This window comes from Actinomadura chibensis NBRC 106107 (assembly GCF_001552135.1).
GTDB classification, from domain to species: domain Bacteria; phylum Actinomycetota; class Actinomycetes; order Streptosporangiales; family Streptosporangiaceae; genus Spirillospora; species Spirillospora chibensis.
Genome location: NZ_BCQP01000041.1, coordinates 115,884 through 127,005 on the forward strand (window position 1 = coordinate 115,884; position 11,122 = coordinate 127,005).

The window sequence follows — 11,122 nt, forward strand, 5'->3', positions numbered from 1 at the left end:
GCTGAGGCCCGGCCGGGCGGCTTTCGGGGTTGGGCGGGTTTTCGGGGGTCGGGCGGACGTCCGAAATCATCTCTTACACGAGATCTCCCTTTTCGTTACATAACCGTTCGCATCTCTCAATGGGAACTCGCGTACCTTCGCCTCGCTTGGACCCCGATTTTCCGGGTCTGCTCCCCCACGGCCAGGAGGTCTGCTTTGCGGCGAGCCTTGATTTCCGCGGCGTGCGCGGTCACGACGGTGACGGCGCTCGCCTTCCCAGCGTCAGCGGCTCCGAACCCAACGCAGGCGAAGGGTGAGGTGTCGGAGTACGTCGTCCTGTACAAGGAGGGCGTCTCCCCGGACTCGGCGCACCGCGCGGTGCGGTCGGCCGGGGGCTCGATCGTCCGCGAGAACACCGACGTGGGCGTCGCGACCGTCCGCTCCGGCAACCCCGAGTTCATCCACGCGGTGATGCGTGAGCGGGCGTTGGACGGTGCCGCGCGCAACCGCGTCATCGGCGAGGCCCCGAAGACGCCGAAGAAGAAGGCCGCGAACGTCGAGCGGACGGTCGGCGCCAAGACCGGGACGGCCCTGGCCGGGAAGCCGTCCAAGAACAAGGAACCACTCGCCGACCTGCAGTGGGACATGAAGCAGATCCACGCGACGGCGGACGGTTCGTACAAGAAGGAGCCCGGCGACAAGCGTGTGCTCGTCGGCGTCCTCGACACCGGCGTGGACGGCGACCACCCCGATATCGCGCCGAACTTCAATCGCAAACTCAGCCGCAATTTCACGACCGATATCCCGACCGACGCGAACGGCGCCGAGGTCGACGGGCCGTGCGAGTTCAAGTCCTGCGTCGACCCCAACGACTGGGACGACAACGACCACGGCACGCACGTCGCGTCCACGATCGCCTCGCCGCGCAACGGGCTCGGCATGGCGGGCGTCGCGCCGAACGTCTCGATCGTCAACATCCGCGTCGGCCAGGACTCCGGCTACTTCTTCCTGCAGCCGACCGTCGACGGCCTGACGTACGCGGCGAAGAACGGCATCGACGTGGTCAACATGTCGTACTACGTGGACCCCTGGCTCTACAACTGCGCAGACAACCCGGCGGACAAGCCCGAGGACCAGCTCGAACAGCGCACCATCATCACGGCCGTCCAGCGCGCGCTGGACTTCGCGCACGAGCGGAACGTCACGCTGATCTCCGCCGCGGGCAACGAGCAGGTCGACTACACGAAGACCAACGTGGACACCACGAGCCCCGACTTCGCGTCCGAGCCGGGTGAGAAGCCGTACGAGCGGACCGTCCCGGCGAGTTGCGTGTCGATGCCGACCGAGGGCGAGCACGTCATCCCGATCTCGGCGACGGGCCCGAGCACCCGCAAGTCGTACTACAGCAGCTTCGGCAACGGGTACGTGGCGGTGGCCGCGCCCGGCGGCGACAAGGTCGACACGACCGACCAGCGTCCGGACGACCGCGCCGGGATCTGGGCGGCCTACCCCGAGCGGCTGGCGAAGGCCCGCGGCGAGCTGAACGCCGACGGGACGCCGAAGACGCCGAACATCATCCGCAGCTGCAAGGGCGACAAGTGCGCCTACTACCAGTCGCTGCAGGGGACGTCGATGGCGTCGCCGCACGCGGTCGGCGTCGCGGCCCTCATCGTCAGCCGGTACGGGCACCGGGACCGCCGCGACGGCGGCCTCACGCTCGACCCGCGCGTCGTCGAGGGCGTCCTGCGCGGCACCGCGACCGCCAAGCCCTGCCCGGACCCGCGAGCGTTCGAGTACGTCTGGTACACCCAGCAGGACGGCAAGTGGGTCAAGCACACGTCGACCCAGACCTGTGAAGGCTCGAAGGGGCAGAACGGGTTCTTCGGCAACGGCATCGTGGACGCGCTGAACGCCGTCCGACGCTGACCGTCCCTTCGTCGACGGCCCCCGGCTCAGGCCGGGGGCCGTCTTTTTCGGGAGGGGTCACCACGTTCCGTGCGACCATGGCGACGCCCCGGAATTTCGCGGATCGGAGGGAGCCCCGGTGACCGAGCCCCGCGAGGACGCTGGACGCGACACGGCGGAACCACCCGCGGGACCGCCCGCGGGACCGCCCGCGGGACCGCCCGCAGGACGGCCGGGTGGATCGCCGCGGCCGCTGGTGCTGGCCGCGTTGATCGCGGTGTTCGTCGTGGTCGTCGCGGGAATGGCGGCGGGCACCTATCTGGTGTTCGACCGGACGATGCATAAGGACGAGGCGAAGGACGACGCCGGACGCAAGGTGAACGTGTTCCTGTGCGTGAAAGCGTCCGATCCCGCGAAATGCGGGCAGGGGGCGGCGACCGACCTTCAGAAGGACGAGATCAGGAAGCGGCTGACGGGCCTGCCGAAGGTCAGGTCGGTCGCGTACGTGTCGCAGGAGCAGGCGTGGGCGATCTTCAAGCGGAAGTTCGCCGACGACAAGGACCTGATCGCCAGCGTCCGCCCCGCGGACATCCCGGACTCCTTCCAGGTTCAGGTGAAGGACGAGGAGGGTGCCAAGGCCGTGAAGGCGGCGATGACGGGCGTCCCCGGCGTAGAGGCCGTCGTCCTGGACCGCCCGGCCTGAGCACCCGGGCCTGAGCGGTGGGCTCGGTTGTGGGGGCTCTCGGGCATGATGGGGGGCATGCCGTACCGAGTCACGTTCGTCTGCACGGGCAACATCTGCCGTTCCCCGATGGCCGAGTGGGTCCTGCGCCACCACGTGGCGGAGGAGGGCCTGGACGCCGAGGTCGACAGCTCGGGCACCGGCTCCTGGCACGTCGGCGACGGCGCCGACGAGCGGACGGTCGAGACCCTGCGCCGGGCGGGCTACCGGTCGGCGCACATCGCCCGGCAGTTCGAGCCCGGCTGGTTCGACCGGTACGACCTGATCGTCGCCCTGGACGAGGGGCACCTCACCGCCCTCCGCGCCATGGCGCCCGACGAGGAGGCGCGCGGCAAGATCCGGCTGCTGCGCGAGTTCGACCCGGACGCGGGCCCCGACCTCGACGTCCCCGACCCGTACTACGGCGACGACGCGGGCTTCGACCTCGTCCTGGAGCAGGTGGAGGCGGCGATGCCGGGTCTCCTGGAGGAGATCCGCGCGGCGCTCAAGGAGGGCTGAGTGCGCGCCCGGCTCGCGCGGCTCCTCGGCGTCGACGTCGAGGACGTGCGCGGCCTCGGCTCCAACCACGCGTGGACGCTGCACCGGGCGTCCCTCGCCGACGGTCGCGAGGTGTTCGTGAAGGCCGCGTCCGACCAGGCGGGAGTGTTCGCTGCGGAGGCGGCCGGGCTGCGCTGGCTGGGGGAGGCGGGGCCGGACACGCCCGTCCCGGACGTGGTCGCCGCCGACGAGCACATGCTCGTGCTGCCGTGGCTGGAGCCCGCGGCGCCGACGCCGTCCGCCGCGGAACGGCTCGGACGCGAGCTGGCCGCCCTGCACACCGGCCGCCGTCCCGCCGAGTACGGCGCGCCGTGGGACGGCTTCATCGCCGACCTGCCCCTCGACAACACCCTCTCCGACGGTCGCGACTGGCCCTCCTGGTATGCCGAGCGGCGGCTCGAACCGTACCTGCGGGACGGCGCCCGGCACCTGTCGTCCGGCGAGATCCGGCTGGTCGAGCGGGTCATCGAGGACATCGGGACGCTCGCCGGTCCGCCCGAGCCGCCGAGCCGCATCCACGGCGACCTGTGGTCGGGGAACGTCCAGTGGACGGGTGAGCGCGCCCTCCTGATCGACCCGGCGGCGCACGGCGGCCACCGTGAGACCGACCTCGCGATGATGGCGCTGTTCGGCACGCCGCGGCTCGACCGGATCCTCGCCGCCTACGACGAGGCGGCCCCGCTCGCCGACGGATGGCGCGCGCGCGTCCCGTTGCACCAACTGCATCCGCTGCTTGTGCATGTGGTGCTGTTCGGCACGTCGTATGGTGCCACTCTGGCCGAGGCCGCCCGCGCGGCGCTCGGCTGACGCGAGCGGCGCGCCTTCATTGCGACGCGGTAACTCCGCATTGATGGCTGTTTGTCGCGAGGTAGATGAGATAGAAACGACGGGCGAACTCAGAGAGGCAGGTGCGGGGCGACCCCATGGACGGCAAGCACGATGACCCATCCCCCGGGACACGTCTCGCTCTCGGCTCGCTGCGGGGCGCCCTCCCGCTCGGGGCCGCTGCGGCGCTGGCGCTCTTCGTCGCCGGCGGACTCGACGTGGTGCACCGCCATCAGCGCGCCGCCAAGGAGGAGCACGAGGCGAAGCCCGCCGCCGAGGCGCGCAAGACCGAGCCGCGGTTCGTCGTCGGGGTCGCCGCGACCGGGACGGCGCTGCTCGTCCGGGACGTCCGCACCGGCGCCGACGTGGGGCTCCCCGTCGCCGCGCCGCAGGGGCGCCGCTTCCACCGCGTCGCCGCCGTGAAGGACGGCTCGTACGTCGTCGCGTCGTACGCGGCGGGCAAGGTCGCCTTCCACCGCCTCCACCTCGACGCGGACGGACGTCCGAAAGACCTCCAGGAGCTTCCGAAGGCCGCCGTCGCGGGCGCGTCCACCGCTTGGTCCGACCTCGCCGTCAGCCCGGACGGCGAACACGTCGCCTACGTCACCTACCAGGGGAAGCGCGGCAGCGTGACGGTCGTGTCCGCCGCGTCCGGCGCACGCAAGGCGTGGACGACCCGCGCGCCGGGACGGCTCAGCGCCCTGTCCTGGGCCGGGACGACGCTCTCGTTCGTCTGGAGCCCCGTCGGTGCTTCGAGTGAGGCCGGACATCAGGTGCGGGCGCTCGACCTGCGCGGCGCCGGAGGCGACCTCAAGGTCAGCAAGGTCGCCCTGACCCTCCCGAAGGGCGCCTCCACGGCCGTCCTCAGCCGGGACGGACGGGGCTTCATCGCGGGCATCGCCCGGGACTCACAACTCACCCTTCAGACGTTCACCCTGACCGGCAGGCCCGGCAGGGTGCTGTGGCGCCAGCGCGTGAACGGCGCCCTGACCGCCCTGCACCCCGCCCACACCGGAAAGGGCGTACTGGCATCGGCAGGCGACCTCTACACCCAGGACACCCGCCCCATCCCCGGCAAAGACCTAGCCGACGCCGCCTGGTAACCCACCCCAACCCCACCACCCCAGACCCATGCCCTGGCCGATCACGGCCTGGAGGATGCCGCCTTTTGGATGTCGTCTGGCGGGTGCCCGCCTGATGATCGTCTTTGTTCGGTCCGGATGTCCTGGTTAGGGACGCGTGCGAACGTCCTAAAGTGGGACGCACGGAACCGGGCGAACGGAGCGAAACCGTGGGCATGGTGATGGCAGTGAGCTTCACCCGTTACGGCCGGCTCTACTACCTCGACCCAGGTCCGCACAGTCCGAAGGTCGGCGACAAGGTGCTCGTCCCCACCGACTCCGGGCCGGAGGTCGCCGAATGCGTGTGGGCGCCGCAGTGGGTCTCCGACGACATCGGTGACCTGCCGGAATGCGCCGGTCCCGCCACCGACGAGCATCTCGCCCGCGACGAGGTCAACCGCCGCCGCCGCGCCGAGGGGCGCTCCATCGCCAAGCGGCTGATCCGCAAGCACGACCTGCCGATGAAGGTCATCGGCGTCGACTTCCTGGACACCGAGAACGTCTTCAAGATCTACTTCACGGCGCCGCACCGGGTGGACTTCCGCGCCCTCGTCCGCGACCTCGCCCGGGGGATCAAGGCCCGGGTCGAGCTGCGCCAGGTCGGCCCGCGCGACGAGGCCCGCCTCCAGGGCGGCATCGGCCCGTGCGGACGCGACCTCTGCTGCGCCACCTTCCTCAAGGATTTCGAGCCGGTCTCCGTCCGAATGGCGAAAGACCAGGATCTGCCCGTCAATCCGCTGCGCATCGCGGGAGCGTGCGGGCGGCTGATGTGCTGCCTGAAATACGAGCACCCGCTTTACGTGAAGGCGCACGAAAGGATGCCGTCGCTCGGCTCCCGCGTGGAGACGCCGAACGGCCCCGGCCAGGTGATCGGACGGAACGTCCCGGCGGACACGGTGACCGTCCGGCTGAGCGGCGGCGGACGCTGCTCCTGCCCGTCCGCATCCGTCTGCTCGCCGCGCCGTCAGCACGACGCGATGTACAACTCCGACGAGGGCTGACCGCGCTTTCCGCGTCCCACGGCGTGATCTTGATATACGGCCGCGGCCGATCTTGGCACTTTCGTCCCCTTGCCGGGGCCGCCGGAATTCCGCACCCTTCCGGATAAACCCGTGTCCTGGGCGTCTGATCCCCGCAGGAGGCCCTGTGAGATTCCGAATCGCCGCGCTCGCCGCCGGCGTCGCCACCGTTCTCGTCGCCCTCGCCCCGAGCGCGTCCGCCACGCCCAGCACCGCACCCGGCACCACGCCCGCACCCGGCACCGCACCCGTGTCCGGTACCGCACCCGTGTCCGGTACCGCGCCCGCACCCGGCACCGCGCGCACGCCTGGTACCGCGCTCGCACCCGGCACCACGCCCATGCCCGGTGGCGCGCCTGTCCCCGATACCGCGCCCGCGTCCGGTGGCGCGCCCGTGTCCGGTACGGCGCCTGTGGCCGGTACCGCGTCCGCTCCGTCCGGTCCGGAGGGCGGTGACCCGGTCTTCGCGCCCGGCGGCGTCCGCTGCACGCTGGCCTTCAACGTGCGAAAGAGCGGCGCCTATTACTTCCTGACCGCGGGCGGATGCGCGAAGCAAGGGCTGAAGCTTTACGCCGACCCGGGCCTCACCACCGAACTCGGAACGGTCGCCGCCGTGAAGGGCCTTGTCGGGCTCGCCCGCTATGTCGACCCGCAAGTGGAAAGGCCGGGCAGCGTCCACCTTTTCCCCGGGTCCCAGGACATCACGCGGTCGGGCCGCGCCACCGTCGGGCAGACGGTCTGCACCAGCGGTTCCACTACCGGCAGGCGCTGCGGCACCGTGAAGGCGCTCAACATCACAGTGAACACCCCCGAAGGGACGATCACGGGATTGGCGATGACGTCCATCTGCGCCGAACCCGGCGACAATCCCGGCTCGCCCTACTTCAACGGCGACATGGCCCTCGGTATCGGAATCGGCGGCCAGGGCGGCTGCGCTTCGGGCGGCTCGTCGTACTACCAGCCGATCACCGATGTGCTGAGCGCCTTCGGCGCCGAGGTGTACTGAATCCCAGTTGTGCGCCGGGACGCGGGTGACCTAGCGTCCCGGGCATGAATTCACCGGTGCCGAACCCGCCGACCCCGCCGAACCCGCCGGACCGGCCCGTGCGGCTGCTGGGACTCGACGACCTGGCCGCCTGCCAGCGGCTCGCCATCGGCCGCGGTTGGGGCCCCGAGGACCGCAAATGGCGGTTCCTGTTCTCCGTGGGCGACGTCTACGGCGTGGACGATGTGGGCGGGGAACTCGCCGGAACGGTCGTGTCCACGTCATACGGCAAGGACGTCGCCGCCATAAGCATGGTGCTGGTCGCCGAACGCCACGAACGGCAGGGCTTGGGCGGTCGGATGATGCGCCACGCCATGGAAAACTCCGGGACGAAGAGCCTCTGCCTGACCGCCACCGACTACGGACGTCCCCTCTACGAACGCCTCGGATTCCGCTCGGTCGGCCTTTGCACCACCTATACGGGCCAGGCCGGGACCCTCGCCGGACGCGGAGTATCCGTCCCGGTCGAGGACGCCGACATGCCCGCCATCCATGCCTTGGACGCGGAAGTGTTCGGCGCCGACCGCTCGCAGATGCTCAATGGCCTTCCGGCGTTCTGCGAATCGTTCCGCGTCGTCCGGGACGGCTCCGGGATCAAAGGCTTCGGCGGCATATGGAGGAACGGCGACCAGGCCGTCATCGGCCCCGTCATCGCCCAGGACGCCGAAACCGCGATCACGCTCATCGAGGAGGTCGTCCCGCCGGACGGGATCACCCGGCTCGACATCGACCACCGCCACCCGGAACTGGTCGCCTGGGCCGAATCACACGGCCTGCGTCCCGCATTCACGACAACGGTGATGGAATACGGGGCGCCAATCTCCGGGGACCCGTCCCGCCTTTACCTGCCGGTCGCCCAGGCCCTCGGCTGAAGCCGCGCCTTACCTTTGCGCCGGTGCCGCCGGGCGGGCCGTGGCGGCACCGAGTACTGGAAGATCTTCTTCCACGTGCTCGCAACCTGCTTCGACAGCGACCCGGTGTGGTACGGCAGTCCGTACTTCTCGCACAGCGCCCGGACGCGCGGCGCGATCTCGGCGTAGCGGTTGCTCGGGATGTCGGGGAACAGATGGTGCTCGATCTGGTGGCTGAGATTGCCGGTCATCAGATGGAACAGGCTCCCGCCCGTGATGTTCCCGGAGCCGAGGAGTTGCCGGACGTACCATTCGCCCTTCGTCTCGCCGTCCAGCCGCTCCTCCTCGAACAACTCGATGTCGCCGGGGAAATGGCCGCAGAAGATGACCGTGTGCGCCCACACGTTCCGGACGACGTTCGCGGTGAAGTTCGCCGCCAGCGTCGAGAAGAACTGCGGGCCGCTCAGCAGCGGGAACGCCAGGTAGTCCTTGCCCCATTGGCGGCGAATCTTGCGTCCGATCGCGCGCAGTTTCTCCCTCGTCACCTCGGGGTCGTGCGTCCCGTCCTGGATCTCCTCGACCTCCAGGTCGTGCATGGCGACGCCGTACTCGAAGAACATCGCCAGCAGCACATTCAAGACCGGCTGCGCGAGGTGGATGCGCCGCCATTCCTGCTCGGGCGCGATGCGCAGCAGCCCGTAACCGACGTCCCGGTCCTTGCCGAGGACGTTGGTGAACGTGTGGTGGACGAAATTGTGCGTGTGCTTCCACTGCGCGGCGGGGGACACGTTGTCCCACTCCCAGGTCGTGGAATGGATTTTCGGGTCGCGCATCCAGTCCCACTGGCCGTGCATGACGTTGTGCCCGATCTCCATGTTCTCCAGGACCTTCGCGACGGTCAGCGCGGTCGTCCCAGCGACCCACGCGGGCGGCACCGACGACGCCATCAGCAGCGCCCGGCCGCCCGCCTCCAGCCCGCGCTGCCAGCGGATCACCCGGTGGATGTAGGCGGAGTCGCGCTCGCCGAGGTCGGCGGTGATCTCGTCGCGGAGGGCGTCCAGTTCGCGGGCGATGGCGTCGTAGTCGGCGGCCGTGAGATGGGCCGTGGTGGTCGTCATGTCCGTCCGTCCTCCTTCAGAGTTCGATTTCCACAGGACCGGCGGCGGCCGAGACGCACGTCTGCACGATCTCGCCCTCCCCGCCATGCACCTCGCCGGTGCGCAGGTCGCGGACCTTGCCCGAGCACAGCCGTCCGACGCAGGAGTAGCAGATGCCCATCCGGCAGCCGCTCGGCAGCAGCGCCCCGGCCTCCTCCCCGGCGACCAACAGCGGGGTTTCGCCGTCGGCCTCGACCTCGACGCCGCTCCGGGCGAACCGGACACGCCCGCCCTCGCCGCCCTCCCCGCCGTCCAGGACGGTCCGGAACCGCTCGACGTGCAGCCTCTCCTCGGCCCCCGCGGCCCGCCAGTGCGCGGTGAGATCGTCCAGCATCTCGCCGGGACCGCAGGCCCATGCCTCCCGTTCCGCCCAGTCCGGGCAGATCTGCCCCAGGTCGGACGGCTTGATCCGCCCGTCCGCCTTCGTGTGCCGCTCGTGCAGGCGCAGCCCGTCCATCGCGCGGAGCTCGGACCCGAAGATGACGTCGCCCGCGGTCCGGTCGGAATGGATGAGCACCGCGTCCTTCGTCCCGCGAAGGTGCCGCAGGATGGCCATGACCGGCGTGATCCCGCTGCCCGCGGTCACGAACAGCAGCCTTCGCGGGACGGACGCGGGCAGCACGAAGTCCCCATCCGCCGCCGCGAGCCGCAGAATCGCCCCCGGTCGGACGTTCCGGACGAGATGCGCGGAGACCATTCCGTCCGGCGCCGCCTTCACCGTGATCGTGATGCGCCCGTCCCGGCGCGGCGGGGACGACAGGGAGAACGTCCGCCAGTGCCGCACCCCGTCGACGTCCACGCCGACCTTGACCCACTGCCCCGGACGATGCCCCCGCCAGGCCCGACCCGGCTTGATCACCAGCGTGGCCGCGCCGGGCGCCTCATGCCGGACGGCATCGACCCGTCCGCGCAGCTCGTCCGCCGACCACAGCGGATTGACCAGGCCGAGATAGTCCTCGGGCAGGAGCGGAGTGGTGAGCCGCCGCGCGACCGCCGCGACCCGCCGGGACCCGCCACCGAACCGCCCCGCCCGCCGCGATGCCGCACCCACGATGCCTCCCGGATGGAGCCCAACCTACGTTTGCGTAACTTACGGAAGCGTAGGAACCCCCTCAACCCCCGAACGCCAAAAAGCGACCGGCGTCACAACACCGCAAGCCGCCCCCTCCCCCTAACCGCCCCACCACCCCCAACGAACCGCCCCCCTCCGCCCAACCAAACCCGCAACCCAAACGCCCCCACCCATGCGGCCCCCCGAAGAACCAAGCCCGCCCCCTCAGACGCCCCATCACCAGCCAGACGCGATGACCAATCCCACGAACATCACGTCATCGGCCTGATCTGACCATCGTCGACGAGCCACCGGGCCTCCTCGGGCAGACCATCAGAGGACCCCCTCAGGCAGACCAACAGGGGTCCCCCTTGGGCAGATCACCGGGTCCCTCGGGCAGACCACCGGGAACCCCCTCGGCCAGACCACCGGGAACCCCCTCGGCCAGACCACCGGTGACAAGCGCACCTGGCTAGACGACCACCAAGCAGCACGTGCTCGAGACCCACCACCCACGCCCCCTCAGACGCTGGCAAACGGTAAACAAGGCCCCCGACTGGACGACAGGGCCCAGCCCCCGTGATTAGGGCCGCGGCCCGCTGAACAGATCGCCGAGCGCTCCGCAGCGCAGCGAACTCCTCAGGACCACCGGTCGAGGACCGTCCCACCTCCAGAACCTGCGCGACACCCCGACCCGCCCCTGCCCCGTCGTCTCCAACCCCGTGGCGCCAAGCTTGCTCATTCCCGGCCCCGAGCGGCGGCCTTGCGAGCGCGAAGCGCCCAGTCGGACCCACGACCGGATGCTTATCAATTCAGAGGATCGAAGCGCCGACGAAAGCCGACGACGAGAGGCGGCGGCGAGAAGCAGGGACGAGGGGCGGCGGCGAGGG

10 protein-coding genes are annotated in these 11,122 nt (G+C 70.4%); 8 read left to right on the forward strand and 2 right to left on the reverse strand.

Going from position 1 to position 11,122, the window contains the following annotated elements:
- Positions 1 to 297 precede the first annotated feature (297 nt).
- From ACH01S_RS24130 to ACH01S_RS24165, 8 genes are all read left to right on the forward strand, one after another.
- Entirely contained in the window at positions 298 to 1,905 is a 1,608-nt protein-coding gene (locus ACH01S_RS24130) for a S8 family peptidase (RefSeq protein WP_246236467.1), read from the forward strand.
- Between the two features lie 118 nt (positions 1,906 to 2,023).
- The gene (locus ACH01S_RS24135) at positions 2,024 to 2,587 is read left to right on the forward strand and encodes a permease-like cell division protein FtsX (protein ID WP_148344122.1); all 564 of its coding nucleotides are present in this window, start codon (positions 2,024 to 2,026) and stop codon (positions 2,585 to 2,587) included.
- A 57-nt stretch (positions 2,588 to 2,644) separates the two neighbouring features.
- Positions 2,645 to 3,124: a low molecular weight protein-tyrosine-phosphatase gene (locus ACH01S_RS24140; protein WP_067895610.1), complete on the forward strand. Its 480-nt coding sequence runs from the start codon at positions 2,645 to 2,647 to the stop codon at positions 3,122 to 3,124.
- Positions 3,125 to 3,970, forward strand: coding sequence for a fructosamine kinase family protein (locus ACH01S_RS24145; protein WP_067895613.1), 846 nt, complete (start codon positions 3,125 to 3,127; stop codon positions 3,968 to 3,970).
- 116 nt (positions 3,971 to 4,086) lie between these two features.
- Complete coding sequence (locus ACH01S_RS24150) at positions 4,087 to 5,091, forward strand: TolB-like translocation protein (protein WP_067895700.1); 1,005 nt, start codon at positions 4,087 to 4,089, stop codon at positions 5,089 to 5,091.
- A gap of 194 nt (positions 5,092 to 5,285) precedes the next feature.
- On the forward strand, positions 5,286 to 6,110 hold the full coding sequence (locus ACH01S_RS24155) for a PSP1 domain-containing protein (protein WP_067895703.1): 825 nt from the start codon (positions 5,286 to 5,288) through the stop codon (positions 6,108 to 6,110).
- A 286-nt stretch (positions 6,111 to 6,396) separates the two neighbouring features.
- Positions 6,397 to 7,134, forward strand: a complete 738-nt coding sequence (locus tag ACH01S_RS24160) for a S1 family peptidase (protein WP_148344121.1) — start codon at positions 6,397 to 6,399, stop codon at positions 7,132 to 7,134.
- 44 nt (positions 7,135 to 7,178) lie between these two features.
- A complete protein-coding gene (locus ACH01S_RS24165) occupies positions 7,179 to 8,045 on the forward strand; it encodes a GNAT family N-acetyltransferase (protein WP_067895618.1) in 867 nt (288 codons plus the stop codon).
- On the opposite strand, the gene ACH01S_RS24170 is transcribed toward ACH01S_RS24165, so the two are convergent.
- Together ACH01S_RS24170 and ACH01S_RS24175 are read right to left on the reverse strand one after the other, a co-directional pair.
- On the reverse strand, positions 8,015 to 9,142 hold the full coding sequence (locus tag ACH01S_RS24170; protein ID WP_067895621.1) for a fatty acid desaturase family protein: 1,128 nt from the start codon (positions 9,140 to 9,142) through the stop codon (positions 8,015 to 8,017). The two genes, ACH01S_RS24165 and ACH01S_RS24170, sit on opposite strands and share 31 nt — an antisense overlap.
- Before the next feature lie 16 nt (positions 9,143 to 9,158).
- Entirely contained in the window at positions 9,159 to 10,232 is a 1,074-nt protein-coding gene (locus ACH01S_RS24175; RefSeq protein ID WP_246236466.1) for a ferredoxin reductase, read from the reverse strand.
- Positions 10,233 to 11,122: the final 890 nt, after the last annotated feature.

What these genes read in the sequence shown, in the direction of transcription:
- ACH01S_RS24165 (WP_067895618.1), top strand. Translation starts at nt 7,179, where the DNA reads ATGAATTCACCGGTGCCGAACCCGCCGACCCCGCCGAACCCGCCGGAC.
- ACH01S_RS24150 (WP_067895700.1), top strand. Translation starts at nt 4,087, where the DNA reads ATGGACGGCAAGCACGATGACCCATCCCCCGGGACACGTCTCGCTCTC.
- ACH01S_RS24155 (WP_067895703.1), top strand. Translation starts at nt 5,286, where the DNA reads ATGGTGATGGCAGTGAGCTTCACCCGTTACGGCCGGCTCTACTACCTC.
- ACH01S_RS24170 (WP_067895621.1), bottom strand. Translation starts at nt 9,142, where the DNA reads ATGACGACCACCACGGCCCATCTCACGGCCGCCGACTACGACGCCATC.
- ACH01S_RS24140 (WP_067895610.1), top strand. Translation starts at nt 2,645, where the DNA reads ATGCCGTACCGAGTCACGTTCGTCTGCACGGGCAACATCTGCCGTTCC.